This is a genomic window from Pseudomonas sp. TE4620, from assembly GCF_056279045.1.
Map to the genome: position 1 here is coordinate 4,299,421 of NZ_JBWBQO010000001.1, position 19,429 is coordinate 4,318,849.

Genomic DNA, 19,429 nt, shown 5'->3' on the forward strand with positions numbered 1-19,429 from the left:
GGCGCCCCGAGCGTCGCAAAAAGGCGTATATAGGCCTGGAACAGGTCGTAATTCAAACACCACGATCGATGATGTGCTGTTCCAGAAGATGAATACACGCGTTGTACGCAGTCGTTTTTCACAGCGCCTGAACGAGGATTCCTTTTCATGCCAGAAGTAACCCTGACCACCCTGCAGAGCCTCAAGGCCAAGGGTGAGAAAATAACCATGCTGACCTGCTACGACGCGACCTTTGCCCAGGCCGCCAGCCGTGCCGGCGTGGAAGTATTGCTGGTGGGTGACTCCCTGGGCATGGTCCTCCAGGGCCATGACAGCACCTTGCCAGTAACCAATGCCGAGATGGCCTATCACACTGCCTGCGTCAAACGCGGCAACGAAGGTGCGCTGATTCTTGCCGACCTGCCGTTCATGGCCTGCGCCACCACCGAGCAGGCGTTCGCCAACAGCGGCGCGCTGATGCAAGCCGGCGCGCACATGGTCAAGGTCGAAGGCGCCGCCTGGCTGGCGGAGACCATCCGCCTGCTGGCCGAACGTGGCGTGCCGGTGTGCGCACACATGGGCCTGACCCCGCAAACCGTGAACATCCTCGGTGGCTACAAGGTCCAGGGCCGCCAGGAAAACCAGGCCCGGCAGATGCGTGCCGACGCCATCGCCCTGGAGCAAGCCGGCGCGGCCATGTTGCTGCTCGAGTGCGTGCCGACCGAACTTGCCGCCGAAATCACCCAGGCGGTGAGCATTCCGGTCATCGGTATTGGTGCCGGTAGCGCCACCGACGGCCAGGTCCTGGTGCTGCACGACATGCTCGGCCTGTCGCTGACCGGCCGGGTACCGAAGTTCGTGAAGAACTTCATGGCCGGCCAGAGCGACATTCAAGGTGCGCTCAAGGCTTATGTAACCGCCGTCAAGGAAGTCAGCTTCCCCGCCAGCGAACACGGGTTCAGTGCATGAATACAGTCAAGACCGTCCTCGAACTGCGCGCCGCCGTGGCGCGGGCGCGCAGTGAGGGCAAACGCATCGGCTTCGTGCCGACCATGGGCAACCTGCACAGCGGCCATGCCGCGCTGGTGACCAAGGCCGCGCAACGGGTCGACTTCGTCGTCGCCAGCATCTTCGTCAACCCGCTGCAGTTCGGCCCCAGCGAAGACCTCGACAAGTACCCGCGGACCCTCGCCGCCGACCAGGAGAAACTGCTCCAGGCCGGCTGCCACCTGCTGTTCGCCCCCACTGTCGAAGAAATATACCCCGACGGCATGGCCGGGCAGACCCGGGTCAGCGTCCCGCAGCTGTCCGACGGGCTCTGTGGTGCCAGCCGTCCGGGCCATTTCGAAGGCGTGGCGACGGTGGTCAGCAAGCTGTTCAACATGGTCCAGCCGGACCTGGCGGTATTTGGCCAGAAAGACTTCCAGCAACTGGCGGTAATCCGCGCGCTGGTGCGCGACCTGAACATGCCGATCCAGATCATCGGCGAGCCGACCGTGCGCGCCGAAGACGGCCTGGCGCTGTCGTCGCGCAACGGCTACCTGAGCGACGAGCAGCGCGCCACGGCGCCAGCGCTGTATCGCCTGCTGAGCCAGATGGCCGCCGCCATCGAGCAAGGCGAACGCGACTACCCGGCGCTTATCGCCAACGGCCAGCAGCAACTGGCTGCAGCAGGCTTTCGCCCGGACTACCTGGAAGTCCGCCAGGCCCTGAGCCTGCGCCCGGCGACGCCTGAAGACCGCGATCTGGTGATCCTGGTAGCCGCCTTCCTCGGAGCTACCCGCCTGATCGACAACCTGCACCTGAACCTTGACGACAAGTAACCCGGTCGCCCGCTGAGCTGCCTCTCCCTGTAACGCAGGCTGCATGCCTATAATTGGCATCAGCCTGCAAACGGGGCGCTGTTTTCAGTGTCCAAGGCAGTTCACGCAATAAGGAAACCTGCAGCGATGGCGTATTACCGCACCCCTCATGATGTTACCGCCCTGCCCGCCTGGCAGGCGCTCCAGCAACACCGCGAAGCCATGCAGGACTTCAGCATGCGCGACGCATTCACTGCCGAGCCAAAGCGCTTCGAAGAATTCTCCCTGAGCACCTGCGGGCTGTTCCTCGACTACTCGAAAAACCTGATCAACGCCCAGACCCGCGAGCTGCTGGTGGGCCTGGCCAACGAGGTCGGTCTGCAAGAGGCCATCAAGGGCCTGTTCGCCGGCGAGATCCTTAACGCCTCCGAAGGCCGCCCGGCGCTACATACCGCCCTGCGCCGCCCGGTGGGCGACAAGCTGAGCGTCAACGGCGTCAACGTGATGCCCGAGGTGCACAAGGTCCTCAACCAGGTGACCGAGCTGGTTGGCCGCATCCATGATGGCCTGTGGCGCGGCTACAGCGAGAAGCCGATCACCGACGTGGTCAACATCGGCATCGGTGGCTCGTTCCTCGGCCCCGAGCTGGTCTCCGAAGCCCTGCTGCCTTACGCCCAGCGCGGCGTGCGCTGCCATTACCTGGCAAACATCGACGGCAGCGAGTTCCACGAGCTGTCGGCCAAGCTGCGCGCCGAAACCACGCTGTTCATCGTTTCGTCCAAGTCGTTCAACACCCTCGAAACACTGAAGAACGCCCAGGCCGCCCGCGCCTGGTACCTGGCCCAGGGTGGCTCGGAAGCCGAGCTGTACAAGCACTTCATCGCTGTTTCCAGCAACAAGGCCGCCGCCGTGGCCTTCGGCATCCGTGAAGAAAACATTTTCCCGATGTGGGACTGGGTCGGCGGGCGTTACTCGCTGTGGTCAGCCATCGGCTTGCCGATTGCGCTGGCCATCGGTACCGCCAACTTCAAGGAACTGCTGTCCGGTGCCTACACCATGGACCAGCACTTCCAGAACGCGCCGTTCGAACAGAACATGCCGGTGCTGCTGGCCTTGCTCGGCGTGTGGTACGGCAACTTCTGGGGCGCGCAAAGCCACGCGATCCTGCCGTACGACCACTACCTGCGTAACATCACCAAGCACCTGCAACAGCTGGACATGGAATCCAACGGCAAGAGCGTCCGCCAGGACGGCACGCCGGTCAACCACGACACCGGCCCGGTCATCTGGGGCGGCGTGGGTTGCAACGGCCAGCATGCCTACCACCAGTTGCTGCACCAGGGCACCCAGCTGATTCCGGCCGACTTCATCGTCCCGGTGGTCAGCTTCAACCCGGTCGCCGACCATCACCAGTGGCTGTACGCCAACTGCCTGTCGCAGAGCCAGGCACTGATGCTGGGCAAGACCCGCAGCGAAGCCGAAGCCGAGCTGCGTGACAAAGGCATGGCCGAAGCCGAGATCCAGAAGCTGGCACCGCACAAGGTGATTCCGGGCAACCGCCCGAGCAATACCCTGGTGGTCGAGCGCATCAGCCCACGGCGTCTTGGCGCACTGGTGGCGATGTACGAGCACAAGGTATTCGTGCAAAGCGTCATCTGGGGTATCAACGCCTTCGACCAGTGGGGCGTGGAGCTGGGCAAGGAGCTCGGCAAGGGCGTCTACCAGCGCCTGACCGGCGGCATTGAAGAGCCTGCCGAAGACGCCTCGACCCAGGGCCTGATCAACTTCTTCCGCAGCCGTCACCGCGGTTGACCGCCCGCGCTGCCCCTGGCCGAACGAACACGGCCGGGGGCAGCGGCTACACTGTCCTGACAAAAACAATCCGTCAGAACAGGACCCCGCCATGTTCGATATCAGCGACTTTCCCCAAGCCGATGCCGTCAGCAGAGCGGCGCAACTGAGCCAGGCCGACTACCAGCGCCTGTACCGCCAGTCCATCGACGACCCGGATACCTTCTGGTGCGAACAGGCCAAGGCCCTGGACTGGATCAAGCCCTGGAGCCAGGTCCAGCAGAGCGACATGAAGACCGGCCAGGCCGCCTGGTTCAAGGGCGCGCAACTCAATGTCAGCTACAACTGCATCGATCGTCACCTGGCCACCCGGGGCGATCGACCGGCGATCATTCGCGAAGGCGACAACCCTGCCGACTCCAGCGTCATCACCTACCGCGAACTGCACCAGCAGGTCTGCCGCCTGGCCAACGTACTCAAGCAGCGCGGGGTGAAAAAAGGCGACCGGGTGTGCATCTACATGCCCATGGTCCCGGAGGCGGCCTACGCCATGCTCGCCTGCAGCCGCATTGGCGCCATTCACTCGGTGGTGTTCGGTGGCTTTTCGCCGGATGCCCTGCGTGACCGGATTCTCGACGCCGACTGTCGCACGCTGATCACCGCCGATGAAGGCGTGCGCGGCGGCAAGAGCGTGGCGCTGAAGCACAACGTCGACAAGGCCCTGCTCAGTTGCCCGGATGTCAGTACGGTGGTGGTGATCAAGCGTACTGGCGGCAAGATCGACTGGAGCGAAGGCCGCGATCTCTGGTACCACGAAGCGATCAAGCAGGTCAGCGATAACTGCCCACCCGAGCCGATGGACGCCGAAGACCCGCTGTTCATCCTCTATACCTCCGGCAGCACCGGCAAACCCAAGGGCGTACTGCACACCACCGCCGGCTACCTGCTGCAGGCAGCGCTGACCTTCAAGACCGTGTTCGATTACCGCGAGGGCGAGGTGTTCTGGTGCACCGCCGATGTCGGCTGGGTGACCGGCCACAGCTATATCGTCTACGGGCCGCTGGCCAACGGTGCAATTACCCTGATGTTCGAAGGCGTGCCCAACTACCCCGATGCCTCGCGCTTCTGGCAGGTGGTCGACAAGCACCAGGTCAATATCTTCTACACCGCGCCCACCGCCCTGCGCGCGCTGATGCGCGAAGGCCAGGGCCCGTTGGCGGGCACCTCGCGCAAGAGCCTGCGCCTGCTCGGCAGCGTCGGAGAGCCAATCAACCCGGAAGCCTGGGAATGGTACTTCGAGGCCGTAGGCGAAAAGCGCTGCCCGATCGTCGACACCTGGTGGCAGACCGAAACCGGCGGCATCATGATCAGCCCGCTGGTGGGCACCCGGCGAATCAAGCCCGGGTGCGCCACCCAGCCGCTGTTCGGCGTGCAACCGGTGTTGCTGGACGAAAAAGGCAAGCTGATCGAAGGCCCCGGCAGCGGCATGCTGGCGATCAAGGCCAGCTGGCCTGGGCAGATCCGCGGCGTGTACGGCGATCCGCAGCGGATGATCGATACCTACTTCAAGCCGCTGCCGGGCTATTACTTCACCGGCGACGGTGCGCGCCGCGACGCAGACGGCGACCTGTGGATAACCGGGCGCATCGATGACGTGATCAACGTCTCCGGGCACCGGATCGGCACCGCCGAGGTGGAAAGCGCTCTGGTACTGCACGACAGCATCGCCGAAGCGGCCGTTGTCGGGTACCCTCACGATCTCAAGGGCCAAGGCATCTATGCCTTTGTCACGCCCATGAACGGTGTGACCCCGGACGACAGCCTCAAGCAGCAGCTGCTGGCCCTGGTCAGCAAAGAGATTGGCAGCTTCGCCAAACCCGAGCTGATCCAGTGGGCGCCGGCACTGCCCAAGACCCGTTCGGGCAAGATCATGCGGCGCATCCTGCGCAAGATCGCCTGCAACGAGCTCGACAGCCTCGGCGATACCTCGACCCTGGCCGACCCGAGCGTGGTCCAGGGCCTGATCGACAAACGCCTGAACACTTAAACGGCAGCGCTGATCGGCTGCCTTGAACACAAGGTAACCATGGAAGCGATTCGCCGCCGTATCGAAACCCAGGTAATGAGCCTGACCGGCTTGTCCCTGGGTCAGCTCGACCTGGAAAACCCCAAGGGCGACCCCGGCCTGTTCGGCCCGGACAGCCTCAGCTGGCGTGTGCACGGCGACTTCCCGAGCATGCTGATCGGCGGCATCAGTGCCCTGCTCCTGCAGTTGCTGCACCCGCTGGCGCTGGCTGGCGTATGGGATCATTCCAACTTTCGCCAGGACCTGCTCGGCCGCTTGCGCCGCACCAGCCAGTTCATCTCCGGCACCACCTTTGGTTCGAGCCGGGATGCCAACTGGCTGATCGAAAAAGTGCGCACCATTCACCTGCAGGTGGTCGGCAGCGCTGCCGATGGCCGGCCCTATGCCGCCAGCGATCCGGACCTGCTGACCTGGGTGCATGTGGCCGAGGTCAGCAGCTTTCTTGCCGCCCACATGCGCTACCGCAACCCGCAGATGCCGGTCACCGAACAGGACGCCTACTACGCCGAGATCGCCCTGATCGCCGAGCGCCTGGGCGCGCGCAACGTGCCGCGCTCACGCCAGCAAATTGCCGACTACCTGCAGGCCATGCGCCCGCAACTGCTGTGCGACGCGCGCAGCCATGAAGTGGTGCAGGTGCTGCTCGACGCGCCGGCGCCCAGCCGCCTGGCGCAACCGGTCGGCGCCTTGATGCTGCGCGCCGGTATCGACCTGCTGCCGGAATGGGCCAGCGCGATGCTCGAGCTGGGCCAGAACCCGCTGCAACGCCGATTGATTCGCCTGGGCATCCACAGCACTGCTCCGGTGCTGCGCTGGGCCATGCGCGACGGCTCGGCCCATCGCGCCCGGCGACGTATGGGAATCGCCTGAGCGGTACGCCAATAGCCCTCGCCCGCTCATCTATGCCACCATGCCGGTCTATCCAGGCCCTGGGGCCTGAACCGTTCTGACGCCAAATCCAATAAGAGTGAGGACCCGCGCCATGCAAGATGTCGTAATCGTTGCCGCCACCCGTACTGCTGTCGGGAGCTACCAGGGGGCGCTGGCCAACATTCCTGCCGTCGACCTCGGCGCTGCGGTGATCCGCCAGTTGCTGACCCAGACCGGCATCGATGCCGAACTGGTCGATGAAGTCATCCTCGGCCAGGTACTGACCGCCGGTGCCGGGCAGAACCCGGCGCGTCAGGCCGCGATCAAGGCCGGCCTGCCCCACGCGGTACCGGCCATGACCCTGAACAAGGTCTGCGGCTCGGGCCTCAAGGCCCTGCACCTGGCGACCCAGGCAATTCGCTGCGGCGATGCCGAGGTGATCATCGCCGGCGGCCAGGAAAACATGAGCCTGGCCAACTACGTCATGCCGGGTGCCCGTACCGGCCTACGCATGGGCCACAGCACACTGATCGACAGCATGATCAGCGACGGCCTGTGGGATGCGTTCAACGACTACCACATGGGCATCACCGCCGAGAACCTGGTGGAAAAATACGGCATCAGCCGGGAAGAACAGGACGCCTTCGCCGCCGCCTCGCAGCAGAAAGCCGCCGCAGCCATCGAAGCCCGGCGCTTCGTCGACGAAATCACCCCGATCCTGATTCCGCAGCGCAAGGGCGAGCCGGTAGCCTTCGCCACCGACGAGCAACCCCGCGCCGGCACTACCGCCGAGTCGCTGGGCAAGCTCAAGCCGGCGTTCAAGAAAGACGGCACGGTAACAGCCGGTAACGCCTCGTCGCTCAACGACGGTGCGGCAGCGGTACTGCTGATGAGTGCGGCCAAGGCGCAACAGCTGGGCCTGCCGATCCTGGCGCGGATCAAGGCCTACGCCAACGCCGGGGTTGATCCGGCGATCATGGGCATCGGCCCGGTCAGCGCCACCCGCCGCTGCCTGGACAAGGCCGGCTGGCAGTTGAGCGACCTCGATCTGATCGAGGCCAACGAAGCCTTTGCCGCCCAGGCCCTGTCGGTGGGCAAGGAGCTGGGCTGGGACGCCAGCAAGGTCAACGTCAATGGCGGCGCGATTGCCCTGGGGCACCCGATTGGCGCCTCGGGTTGCCGGGTGCTGGTAACTTTGCTGCACGAAATGATCAAGCGTGACGTCAGCAAAGGCCTGGCGACCCTGTGCATCGGCGGTGGTCAGGGCGTGGCCCTGGCGATCGAGCGCTGATCACTGCGGGAGGGGCTGCAACGGCCCCTCCCCTGGCCTGAACTGATAAACTGCACGTCCGCAAACCAAGGCCACGTGCATGTCCCTCTTGAATCAGGCGCTGCGCGCCGCCCTCGACGCCCGCCAGGGCCTTCTCGCCGAACTGCATGCCCAGGGCACCGACTGCTATCGCCTGTTCCATGGCAGCCAGGAAGGCGCCAGCGGCCTGACCATCGACCGCTATGGCCCGCAGTTGCTGGTGCAAAGCTTCCACCAAAGCCTTGAGACCGGCGCCTTGCTGGAGCTGCACGCGGCGGTGCAAGCGCACCTGGGCCTGGAACTGCTGTTGGTCTACAACGACCGCTCCCAGGGCAACAGCCGCATCGATCGTCGCGACCCGGTGTATCAGGCGAGCGAGGCCGCGCTGGCCGATCATGTCGGTCACGAATGGGGCCTGAACTACCGGATACGTGGCCGCCATGCCGGGCAGGATCCGCTACTGTTCCTCGACCTGCGCAATGCCCGTGGCTGGGTCAAGCAGCACAGTGCCGGCAAAAGCGTGCTCAACCTCTTTGCCTATACCTGCGGCGTCGGCCTCAGCGCCGCAGCGGGCGGCGCGCGCGAGGTGTGCAACCTGGACTTCGCCGAAGGCAACCTGGCGGTCGGCAAGGAGAACGGCGCACTCAACCCGCAACTGTTGCCGATGAGCTTTATCCAGTCCGATTACTTTCCGGCGATCCGCCAGTTCGCCGGCTTGCCGGTCAGCCAGCGTCGCGGCCACAAGCTGCCGCCGTATCCGCGCCTGGAGCAGCGCCAGTTCGACCTGGTGTTCCTCGACCCGCCGGCCTGGGCCAAGAGCGCCTTCGGCACCGTCGACCTGCTGCGCGACTACCAGAGCCTGCTCAAGCCGGCCCTGTTGAGCACCGCCGACGACGGTGTACTGATTTGCTGTAACAACCTGGCCAAGGTCAGTCTCGACGACTGGCGCGAGCAAGTGCTGCGCTGCGCCGAGAAAGCCGGGCGCCCGGTACGCGACTGGCAAGTGCTCAAACCTGCCGGCGACTTTCCGTCGCAGGATGGCCAGCCGCCACTGAAGACCTTGATTCTTCAGCTCTGAAACAAAATTTCGTTAATTTTCGGAGTAGCTTCGGAACCGTTTTTACGTGCCATACTCCAAGCACTCCCGTTCGAGACAGACGACGCCACACATGCCCAAAGGATTGAAACGCGCCCTCGGCGCCATGCTGGCCGCAGTGGCCTTGTACAGCCTGCTAGGCTTTCTGATTCTCCCAGGGGTTGCCCTGCGTATCGCCAACCAGCAACTGGCCAGTTACGCCACGGTGCCGGCGCACCTGCAGCGGATCGAGCTCAACCCGTTCAGCCTCGAACTGACCCTCTGGGGCCTGCAGATCGGCGAGCCGGGCAAAGAGCAGGTCGGCTTCGAACGCCTGTACGCCAACCTGCAAATCAACAGCCTGTGGAGCGGTGCCCTGCACCTGGACAGTGTCGAGCTGGACAAGGCGCGTACCGAGCTGCTGTTCGCCAAGGACGGCAGCCTCAACCTGACGCAACTGTTCAAGCTGCCGCCGAGCGAGCCCAAGCCGCAAGAACCCGCCGGCGATCCGTTCCCGCTGCGCATCGGCAGTATCAAGCTCAGCGAAGGCTACCTGCATTTCCAGGACCTGCGCCCGAGCGAGCCGATCGAGTTTCTCTACGACTCGATGAACCTGGAACTGAAGAACCTCAGCACCCTGCCCGAAGACAGTACCGAAATGACCCTGGTGGCCAATGGTCCGGCGGGCGGGCGCATCGACTGGGCCGGCAACTTCAGCCTGGTACCGATCGCCTCCGAAGGCACCCTGAAGGTCACCGACGGCAAGATGAAAGCTTTCTGGCCTTATGTGCGCGATGCCGTGCCGCTGGTGCTGGAAGAAGGCGTGGTCAGCCTCGATACCCACTACAAGCTGAACCTGTCCAAGGAAACCGAGCTGCTGCTGGACAACACCTCGGTGAGCATCGCACCCTTTGCCATCAAGGCACCGGATGGCCGCCCGCTGGCACGCCTGGCGCGCCTGGATGTCAGCGAAACCTCGATTGACCTGGCCAAGCAGCGGGTCACCGTTGGCAAGATCCGCAGCGAAAAGCTCGAAACCTGGGCGGCAGTAGAGTCCGATGGCCAGCTCGACTGGCAGAAGCTGTTCGCCAGCCAGCCGGCCAAAGCCACGGCCAAAGAGAAAGCCGAACCTGCCGCCGCCGAGCCGGATGCCAAGGAAAAGGCCGCCGCCGAGGCACCGAGCAAGCCATGGCAAGTGCTGCTCAAGGACGTGCAACTGCGCAATTACCAGGTACACCTGGCCGACCGCTCGCAGAAACAACCGGTCGCCCTCGAGGTTGGCCCGCTGAACCTCGACCTGCAGAATTTCGACAGCCTCAACCAGTCGCCCTTCACCCTCAAGCTCGACACCGGTGTCGGCAAGCAAGGCAAGCTGCAGGCGGCCGGTGAGGTCAACCTGGCGCCGGTGAGCGCCAAGCTCAAGGTCAACACCCAGGACATCGACCTGCGTGTCGCCCAGGCCTACATCAGCCCGTACATCCGCCTGGAACTGCGCAGCGGCATGCTCGGCAGCGACCTCAACGTCGACCTCAAGAGCACCGAGCCGCTGGCCTTCAGCATTGACGGCAAGGCCCAGGTCAACCAGCTGCACACCCTGGACACCATCAAGGATCGCGACTTCGTCAAATGGCAGCAACTGAACCTCGACGGTCTGTCGTACCGCCACGGTGACGCCCTGAGCATCGGCAAAGTGACCCTCAAGCAGCCCTACGCGCGCTTCATGATCAACGAAGACCGCACCACCAACGTCGATGACCTGCTGATCCCGCAACCGGCTACCGCGCAGTCCAAGGCGCCGGCCAAAGCCAAGGCGCCTGCGGAAAAACCACTGGGCATCCGTATCGGTGAAATCGATATCAATGACGGTTCGGCCAACTTTGCCGACTTCAGCCTGACCCCGAACTTCGCCACCGCCATCCAGCAGCTCAACGGCCAGATCGGCACCATCGACAACCGTCAGCCGAAACCTGCCAAGGTCGATATCAAGGGCAAGGTCGATCGCTATGCACCGGTGACCATCAAAGGCTCGCTGAACCCCTTCGACCCGATGGCCGCCCTGGACATCGCCACCAGCTTCAAACGCGTCGAGCTGACCACCCTGACGCCTTACTCGGGCAAGTTCGCCGGTTTTCGCATTCGTAAGGGCCGGCTGAACATCGACCTGCACTACGTGATCACCCAAGGCAAGCTCAAGGCCGAGAACAAGGTAGTGGTCGAGCAACTGCAGCTGGGTGAGAAGGTCGACAGCCCGGATGCGGTGGACCTGCCGATTCGCCTGGCAGTGGCCTTGCTCAAGGACACCGACGGCAAGATCTCCATCGAGCTACCGGTGACTGGCGACCTCAATGACCCGCAGTTCAGCGTCATGCCGATTGTCTGGCAGACCCTGCGCAACCTGGTGCTGCGCGCGGCCCAGGCGCCCTTCAAGTTCATCGGCGGGCTGGTCAGCGGCGGCGATTCCCAGGACCTGGGCAACGTCGCCTTTGCCGCTGGCTCCAGCGACCTGGGCCCGGATGCGCAAAGCGCCCTGGACAAGCTGGCGACAGCGCTCAAAGAGCGCCCTGCCTTGCGCCTGGAGATCGAAGGCACCAGCGCCCAGAGCAGCGACGGACCGTTGATTGCCCAGCAGCGCCTGGAGCGTGAGTACCAGAGTACCTACTACAAGATCCTCCAGCGCCGCGGCGACAAGGTGCCAGCCCAGGCCTCCGAGCTGAAGGTGCCGGATGGCGACAAGCCGGCGATGCTTGAAGGCATCTACCGTACCCGCATGAAGAAACAGCCTCCAGCGGAGTGGGAACAACTCGATCGCGAACAGCGCACCACCCAGTTGCGCGATGCCGTGCTCAAGTCCTGGGGCGAAAGCGCCCTGCTGCTGCGTCAGTTGGGTCAGGCCCGGGCCAGCAGTATCAAGGACTACCTGGTAGATAAAGGCCAGCTGGCGGATGACCGGGTGTACTTCGTCGATGCCAGCCTGGGCCAGGCCGAGGCGGATGGCCGAGTGATCTCGCCGCTGCATCTGGACGCGGAATAACCACCTCTTCTTCCCCTCCTTTCCCCCAAAAAAGAAGCCCCGGCAACCAGTGCCGGGGCTTTGAGTGACCAAGTCCTTTTGGTCTTTCGCATGAACCTGTAAGGGTCAGCGAGTCGGGACAAACGCCTTAGTTGCTTTTCAGGCCATCAGCCGAGACGGCTTGAACGCCTTTGATTTTTTTGGCGATAGCGACCGCCATGTCTTTCTGCGAATCGGTCACGGCAACCTCGGAAGACAGGGAGACCACGCCTTTGTTGGTTTCGACCTTGATGTCGGTACCCGGAATGCCTTTCTCGGTCATCAGGTCAGCTTTGACCTTGGTGGTGATCCAGGTGTCGGAGGTCGCTTCTTTTGCTTTGGTAACTTCACCAGCAGCAACGGTCAGCGGAGCCTGGGAAGGCTGTTGGGCAAACGCCGCGTTAGCCAGGGTCAGGGTCAGGGCGGTGGCAGTAGCGGCAGCAATAGCGAACTTCTTCATACGAGACACTCCTGTTTTTCGAAAAGTCTGCGCCGTAAGTCCTGGCAGCAGGGGTATGAATACTATTGCAGGGCCTGTGCCAGCTTTTGTGAATAATTTTCTCCTTATAAAACAGTAACTTATCTAATCAAGCAAAAAACTGGATCGTGCATTTTGCAAGCAGTGGCAAAATCCTGCATGCAAGATGCAAGTCCGCAAGACAATTTCTGCAGGCATAAAAAAAGGACCCCGAAGGGTCCTTTTTCTTAAGCGGCGATCTTAGACGCCCGATGCCTTGGCAGCGGCAACGTCCTTGATCGACAGCTTGATACGGCCGCGGTTGTCCACGTCCAGTACCAGTACTTCAACTTCCTGGCCTTCTTTGAGGATGTCGGTCACTTTCTCGACGCGAGCATCGCTCAGCATCGAGATGTGAACCAGACCGTCCTTGCCAGGCAAGATGTTGACGAAGGCACCGAAGTCGACGATGCGCTCAACCTTACCGACGTAGATCTTGCCGATCTCGGCCTCGGCAGTGATGCTCAGAACGCGCTGGCGAGCAGCTTCAGCGGCGTCTTTGGTCTCACCGAAGATCTTGATCGAACCGTCGTCTTCGATGTCGATCGAAGCCTTGGTTTCTTCGCAGATGGCACGGATGGTCGCGCCGCCTTTACCGATGACGTCACGGATCTTGTCGGTGTCGATCTTCATGGCGATCATGGTCGGAGCGTTTTCCGACAGTTCGCTACGGGACTGACCAATGATCTGGTTCATCTGGCCGAGGATGTTCAGGCGCGCTTCCAGGGCCTGGCCCAGGGCGATTTCCATGATCTCTTCGGTGATGCCGTTGATCTTGATGTCCATCTGCAGCGCGGTAACACCTTTGGCGGTACCGGCTACCTTGAAGTCCATGTCGCCCAGGTGGTCTTCGTCACCGAGGATGTCGGTCAGAATGGCGAATTTCTCGCCTTCTTTAACCAGGCCCATGGCGATACCGGCAACCGGCGCCTTCATCGGCACACCAGCGTCCATCAGTGCCAGGGATGCACCACAGACCGAAGCCATCGAGCTGGAACCGTTGGATTCGGTGATTTCCGAAACAACGCGGATGGTGTACGGGAACACGTCGGCAGCAGGCAGCATGGCCTGGACCGAACGGCGGGCCAGACGGCCGTGACCGATTTCGCGACGGCCAGCACCGCCCATGCGACCACACTCGCCGACCGAGAACGGCGGGAAGTTGTAGTGCAGCATGAAGGGGTCTTTCTTCTCGCCTTCGAGGGTATCCAAAAGCTGGGCGTCACGGGCAGTACCCAGGGTCGCAACGACCAGGGCCTGGGTTTCGCCACGGGTGAACAGCGCCGAACCGTGGGTCTTTGGCAGTACGCCGACTTCGATGTTCAGCGGACGTACGGTCTTGGTGTCGCGGCCGTCGATACGTGGCTTGCCGTTGACGATGTTTTCGCGAACGGTGCGGTATTCGATTTCGCCGAAGATTTCTTTGACTTCGGAAGCCGAAGGTTGGCCTTCTTCACCGGAGAACTGGGCGATCACTTGCTCGCGCAGTTCGCCCAGGCGAGCGTAACGGTCAGCCTTGACGGTGATGGTGTAGGCGTCGGAAACCGCAGCACCGAATTCGCCACGGATGGCGCTCAGCAGAGGGGTGTTCTCGGCCTTGGCAGTCCAGTCCCAGGTCGGCTTGGCAGCTTCGGCGGCCAGCTCTTTGACAGCCTGGATCACAGCCTGGAATTCATCGTGGGCGAACAGTACGGCGCCCAGCATCTGGTCTTCGGTCAGCTCTTTGGCTTCCGATTCAACCATCAGTACGGCGTCGGAGGTACCGGCAACGACCATGTCCAGGCTCGAGGCAGCCAGTTGCTCGTAGGTCGGGTTCAGCAGGTAGCCGGTGCTTTCGTGGAAAGCAACGCGGGCGGCGCCGATCGGGCCTTCGAACGGAATGCCGGAGATGGCCAGGGCAGCCGAGGTACCGATCATCGCAGCGATGTCCGGATCGGTCTTCTTGCTGGTGGAAACGACGGTGCAGACAACCTGCACTTCGTTCATGAAGCCTTCCGGGAACAGCGGACGGATCGGACGGTCGATCAGACGCGAGGTCAGGGTCTCTTTCTCGGAAGGACGGCCTTCACGCTTGAAGAAACCACCAGGGATCTTGCCGGCGGCGTAGGTCTTTTCCTGATAGTGAACGGACAGGGGGAAGAAGCCTTTGCCTGGATCGGCCTGTTTGGCACCGACCACGGTCACCAGTACGGTGACATCGTTGTCGACGGTGACCAATACGGCGCCGGACGCTTGACGAGCAATACGGCCCGTCTCGAGGGTAACGGTCGATTGACCGAACTGGAATTTCTTGATTACCGGGTTCACGGTTTCCTACCTTTTTCAGTGGCTCTGGGGGAACGGGTTCTTGCGAATTCTTGGGCAGAACAGGGAATCGGCCCTGTTGGCAGTCCAGATAAAACTAGAGGTTGGGAGCCTGCCCTGCCCTCGCGGTAAACCGCTCAGGCGAGACAGACAGCCAACCTCATAGATAGGCAAGGCGTGCTCACCGACACGGGGGCCAAAGGCTCCGTGCGGTGACTGCAGCACGCCGTGCACACCACTGGCCAGGCCGCTATTAGCGACGCAGACCCAGACGACCGATCAGGGCGCTGTAACGGGTGGTGTCCTTGCCTTTCAGGTAGTCCAGCAGCTTGCGACGCTGGTTAACCATGCGGATCAGACCACGACGGGAGTGGTGGTCTTTGCCGTTGGCCTTGAAGTGGCCTTGCAGCTTGTTGATGTTGGCGGTCAGCAGAGCAACCTGTACTTCCGGGCTACCGGTGTCACCGGCGGCTTGCTGGTATTCGCCAACGATCTTTGCTTTTTCTTCAACGCTGAGTGCCATCTGGCTTCTCCAAATCAAGGGAAACCGAACAAACGGCTTCCAATAGGCCAGGGACTGCTCCCTGTATTCATAAAGTGAGGCGTGACCGTGCCTATTAACAGCCATCCTCTTTACCACCAGTGCCAGGCCTGGGCCTGACACTGAAGGTTTCGATCATTCTGACCGAATCAAGCGACGCGGCGCGATGCGCCCGTCTTCGCTCACTTCACCGATGCCGATGAAGCGACCGTTGTGATCCTGTACCCGGACCATGCCGAACTTCGGCGCGTCGGGGGCTCTGACCGGCTGACCATTGAGCCAGTAGAACGCACTGTGCTCGGAGAACTGCAACAGTGGCCAGTCCAGCAGACCGCTGTCCGATGGCATCAGGAAACGATCGACCGCTTCGTTGCCACCTTCGGCGTGGACCGCTTCGAGTTCTTCGAGGGTCACGGTCTGGGCCAGCTCGAAAGGACCGGCGTGCGTACGACGCAGTTCAGCGACATAGGCTCCGCAACCGAGCACCTCGCCGATGTCCTCGACCAGGGTGCGGATGTAGGTGCCTTTGCTGCAGCCGACCGACAACCGGACACGGGTGCCTTCGCACTCGAGCAATTCCAAGCGGTTAATAGTAACAGAACGCGCCTCGCGCTCCACTACTTCACCTGCACGGGCAAGCTTGTACAGCGGCTGGCCGTCACGCTTGAGGGCCGAGTACATCGGCGGTATCTGGCTGATTTGACCACGAAATTGTGGCAAAACCGCTTCGATATCGGCGCGACCAACGGTCACGTCACGGGTTTTCAGCACTTCACCTTCGGCGTCGCCCGTGGTGGTGGTCTGACCCAGTTGCATGACCGTCTCGTAGCCCTTGTCGGAATCGAGCAGGTATTGCGAGAACTTGGTCGCCTCACCGAAGCACAGCGGCAGCACGCCGCTGGCCAGTGGATCGAGGCTGCCGGTGTGCCCGGCCTTTTCGGCATTGAGCAGCCAGCGGACCTTCTGCAGGGCAGCGTTGGAGGTGAACCCCAACGGCTTGTCGAGCAGGATGATGCCGCTGACGTTACGACGGATACGCTTGACCTGAGCCACCGCTTACTCCTTGGTGTCCAGGGGCGTGTCGGCAGCCTGGTGCAGCTTGTCTTCGGCGACGGCGCGCTCGATCAGGGCCGACAGGTGGGCACCGCGACTGATGCTTTCGTCATAGTGGAAATGCAGTTGCGGCACGCTGCGCAGTTGCATTTCCTTGCCCAGGTGCACGCGCAGGAAACTGGCCGCGCCGTTGAGCACCTTGAGGGTCTGCTTGATGTCTTCCGCGCCTTCCTGGCCCATGGAGGTGATGAACACCTTGGCATGGCCGACATCGCGGCTGACATCCACAGCGGTAATGGTGACCACGCCGACGCGCGGGTCCTTGACTTCACGACGGATCAACTGGGCCAGCTCGCGCTGGATCTGATCGCCGATGCGTTGGGTACGGCTATATTCTTTTGCCATTTTTGCTACCTGTAACTAAAGCGGCAAACGCCCGGCCAGGCTAGAGCCGGACCGGGCGTTGCGTTCAGAGCCGCCAAGCGGCGCCCTGGGGCGGGCGATTGGCGGTTCCCATGCTCGCGGCTTAGAGCGTACGAGCCACTTGGACTTTCTCGAAGACTTCGATCTTGTCGCCGACCTTGACGTCGTTGTAGCTCTTGACGCCGATACCGCATTCCATGCCGGCACGTACTTCGGACGCATCGTCCTTGAAGCGACGCAGCGATTCCAGCTCGCCTTCGAAGATCACCACGTCCTCGCGCAGTACGCGGATCGGACGGTTGCGGTAGACCACACCCTCGACAACCATGCAGCCGGCGATGGCGCCGAACTTCGGCGAACGGAACACGTCACGCACTTCGGCGATACCCAGGATGTTCTCGCGAACATCGCTGCCGAGCATGCCGGTCAGGGCTTTCTTGACGTCTTCAATGATGTCGTAGATCACGTTGTAGTAACGCATATCCAGACCTTCCTGCTCGACGATCTTGCGCGCGCCGGCATCGGCACGCACGTTGAAGCCGAACAGTACTGCATTGGACGCCAGGGCCAGGTTGGCATCGCTCTCGGTGATACCACCGACACCGCCGCCAATCACGCGAACCTGTACTTCGTCGTTGCCCAGGCCGCTCAGGGAGCCCTGCAGGGCCTCGAGAGAACCACGAACATCGGACTTGAGCACGATGTTGAGGGTCTTCTTCTCTTCCTGGCCCATGTTCTCGAAGATGTTCTCGAGTTTGCCAGCGTGAGCGCGAGCCAGCTTGACCTCGCGGAACTTGCCTTGACGGAACAGGGCAACTTCACGGGCTTTCTTCTCGTCAGCCACTACCGACAGCTCGTCACCGGCGTCCGGAGTGCCATCCAGGCCGAGGATCTCGACCGGGATCGACGGGCCGGCTTCCTTAACAGGCTTGCCGTTCTCGTCGAGCATGGCCCGTACGCGACCGTAGTTCGAACCGCACAGGACCATGTCGCCCTGACGCAGGGTACCGTCCTGAACCAGTACGGTAGCCACCGGGCCACGGCCCTTGTCCAGACGCGATTCAACTACCACACCACGACCTGGAGCCGATGGAGTGGCCTTGAGTTCGAGGATCTCGGCTTGCAGCAGGACCGCTTCGAGCAGTTCGTCGACACCGGTACCCATCTTCGCCGACACCTTGACGAACGGAGTATCTCCACCCCAGTCCTCGGAAGTGACGCCTTCGACGGCCAGTTCGTTACGGATACGATCGAGGTCGGCACCTGGCTTGTCGATCTTGTTCACCGCAACCACCAGCGGAACACCGGCAGCCTTGGCGTGCTGGACCGCTTCGCGGGTTTGCGGCATCACGCCGTCGTCCGCCGCAACCACCAGGATCACGATGTCGGTCGCCTTGGCACCACGGGCACGCATGGCGGTAAACGCGGCGTGGCCAGGGGTGTCGAGGAAGGTGACCATGCCGCGGTCGGTTTCCACGTGGTACGCACCGATGTGCTGGGTAATACCACCGGCTTCGCCAGCAGCAACCTTGGCACGACGGATGTAGTCGAGCAGCGAGGTCTTACCGTGGTCAACGTGGCCCATTACGGTCACGACTGGTGCACGGGAGAAGGTCTCGCCTTCGAACTTCAACGACTCGGCCAGGGAATCTTCCAGGGCGGTGTCGCTGACCAGGGTGACCTTGTGGCCCAGCTCTTCGGCGATCAGCTGAGCTGTCTCCTGGTCGAGCACCTGGTTGATGGTCACCGGAGTGCCCAGTTTGAACATGAACTTGACCACTTCAGCGCCCTTGACGGACATCTGGTTGGCCAGGTCGGAAACCGTGATGGTCTCGCCGATCTGCACGTCGCGGATAACCGGACCGGTCGGGTTCTGGAAACCGTGGGCGTTGCGCTTCTTCGGCTTGCCCTTGCCACGGCCACCACGACGGAAGCCATCGCTTTCTTCGTCGGTGGTACGCGGAGCGGCACGCGGGGTAGGCGCCTTTTCCTTTTCCTTGACCTTGACCGAAACACGCGGCGCTTCGTTACGGCGCTCGCCGCCACGGCGCTCGTCGTCACGCGACTTGTCGCTGCGACGCACGTCGTCTTTCTTGCGCTCGGCAACCGGTGCCGGAGCATCGGCGGCTGCGGCTTCGATTACAGGCGCTGGAGCCGGCGCAGCGGCAGCAGCCGGTGCGGCGTTGGCAGCGGCTGGCTGGCGACGGGACTCTTCCTCGGCACGCTGACGTGCTTCGGCATCGGCCTTTTCGCGGGCAGCGTTTTCCGCTGCACGGCGCTCTTCCAGCTCGCGCTTCTGCTCGGCCTGGATTTCTTCCGGGCTGCGCTGAACGAATACTTTCTTCTTGCGTACTTCTACGCTGATGCTCTTGCTACCGGCGACACGCAGGGTGCTGGTGGTTTTGCGCTGCAAGGTGATCTTGCGCGGCTCTTCCACTTTTGCCTTGTGGCTGCTCTTCAAATGAGCCAGCAATGCCTGCTTCTCATTGTCGGTCACTACCTGACCGGCGTCGGTGTGCGGCAGACCTGCCTCACGCATCTGCTGCAGCAGGCGCTCTACCGGTGCAGCGACCTCTTGGGCCAATTCTTTCACCGTGACTTGCGTCATGCACTTCTCTCCTCAGGCCGCG

The 19,429-nt window shown here is 62.5% G+C and carries 14 protein-coding genes; 8 read left to right on the forward strand and 6 right to left on the reverse strand.

Annotated elements, in window-relative coordinates; translation table 11 throughout:
* The first annotated feature begins 147 nt into the window (after positions 1-147).
* The 8 genes from panB (at position 148) to ACZ9A3_RS19965 (ending at position 11,943) form a co-directional block, all read left to right on the forward strand.
* Complete coding sequence (gene panB, locus ACZ9A3_RS19930; RefSeq protein WP_045199705.1) at positions 148-948, forward strand: 3-methyl-2-oxobutanoate hydroxymethyltransferase; 801 nt, start codon at positions 148-150, stop codon at positions 946-948.
* Positions 945-1,802, forward strand: coding sequence for a pantoate--beta-alanine ligase (gene panC / locus ACZ9A3_RS19935; protein ID WP_093379332.1), 858 nt, complete (start codon positions 945-947; stop codon positions 1,800-1,802). The genes panB and panC overlap by 4 nt, the downstream gene beginning before the upstream one ends.
* 126 nt (positions 1,803-1,928) lie before the next feature.
* Positions 1,929-3,593 (forward strand): glucose-6-phosphate isomerase, encoded by a 1,665-nt coding sequence (gene pgi / locus ACZ9A3_RS19940; RefSeq protein WP_045199707.1) that lies wholly within the window; start codon positions 1,929-1,931, stop codon positions 3,591-3,593.
* Positions 3,594-3,684: 91 nt separating this feature from the next.
* A complete protein-coding gene (gene acs, locus ACZ9A3_RS19945; protein ID WP_093379323.1) occupies positions 3,685-5,619 on the forward strand; it encodes an acetate--CoA ligase in 1,935 nt (644 codons plus the stop codon).
* 39 nt (positions 5,620-5,658) lie between these two features.
* Positions 5,659-6,528, forward strand: a complete 870-nt coding sequence (locus ACZ9A3_RS19950) for an oxygenase MpaB family protein (RefSeq protein ID WP_045199709.1) — start codon at positions 5,659-5,661, stop codon at positions 6,526-6,528.
* A gap of 112 nt (positions 6,529-6,640) precedes the next feature.
* Positions 6,641-7,819: an acetyl-CoA C-acetyltransferase gene (locus tag ACZ9A3_RS19955; RefSeq protein WP_093379319.1), complete on the forward strand. Its 1,179-nt coding sequence runs from the start codon at positions 6,641-6,643 to the stop codon at positions 7,817-7,819.
* Positions 7,820-7,898: 79 nt separating this feature from the next.
* The gene (locus ACZ9A3_RS19960; RefSeq protein WP_476253048.1) at positions 7,899-8,915 is read left to right on the forward strand and encodes a class I SAM-dependent rRNA methyltransferase; all 1,017 of its coding nucleotides are present in this window, start codon (positions 7,899-7,901) and stop codon (positions 8,913-8,915) included.
* Positions 8,916-8,961: 46 nt separating this feature from the next.
* The gene (locus ACZ9A3_RS19965) at positions 8,962-11,943 is read left to right on the forward strand and encodes a DUF748 domain-containing protein (protein ID WP_476253049.1); all 2,982 of its coding nucleotides are present in this window, start codon (positions 8,962-8,964) and stop codon (positions 11,941-11,943) included.
* A gap of 127 nt (positions 11,944-12,070) precedes the next feature.
* Here ACZ9A3_RS19965 and ACZ9A3_RS19970 read toward each other — a convergent pair whose 3' ends face one another.
* From ACZ9A3_RS19970 to infB, 6 genes are all read right to left on the reverse strand, one after another.
* Positions 12,071-12,421, reverse strand: a complete 351-nt coding sequence (locus ACZ9A3_RS19970; RefSeq protein ID WP_045199715.1) for a BON domain-containing protein — start codon at positions 12,419-12,421, stop codon at positions 12,071-12,073.
* A 258-nt stretch (positions 12,422-12,679) separates the two neighbouring features.
* The gene (gene pnp / locus ACZ9A3_RS19975) at positions 12,680-14,785 is read right to left on the reverse strand and encodes a polyribonucleotide nucleotidyltransferase (protein ID WP_093379310.1); all 2,106 of its coding nucleotides are present in this window, start codon (positions 14,783-14,785) and stop codon (positions 12,680-12,682) included.
* A 250-nt stretch (positions 14,786-15,035) separates the two neighbouring features.
* Positions 15,036-15,305 carry a 30S ribosomal protein S15 gene (gene rpsO / locus ACZ9A3_RS19980; protein ID WP_010222985.1) on the reverse strand — a complete coding sequence of 90 codons (270 nt, stop codon included), beginning with the start codon at positions 15,303-15,305 and terminating at the stop codon, positions 15,036-15,038.
* A 153-nt stretch (positions 15,306-15,458) separates the two neighbouring features.
* Positions 15,459-16,376: a tRNA pseudouridine(55) synthase TruB gene (gene truB, locus ACZ9A3_RS19985; protein WP_010222984.1), complete on the reverse strand. Its 918-nt coding sequence runs from the start codon at positions 16,374-16,376 to the stop codon at positions 15,459-15,461.
* 3 nt (positions 16,377-16,379) lie between these two features.
* Positions 16,380-16,781: a 30S ribosome-binding factor RbfA gene (gene rbfA, locus ACZ9A3_RS19990; protein ID WP_045199718.1), complete on the reverse strand. Its 402-nt coding sequence runs from the start codon at positions 16,779-16,781 to the stop codon at positions 16,380-16,382.
* A 121-nt stretch (positions 16,782-16,902) separates the two neighbouring features.
* The gene (gene infB, locus ACZ9A3_RS19995; RefSeq protein WP_045199720.1) at positions 16,903-19,407 is read right to left on the reverse strand and encodes a translation initiation factor IF-2; all 2,505 of its coding nucleotides are present in this window, start codon (positions 19,405-19,407) and stop codon (positions 16,903-16,905) included.
* Positions 19,408-19,429 lie beyond the last annotated feature (22 nt).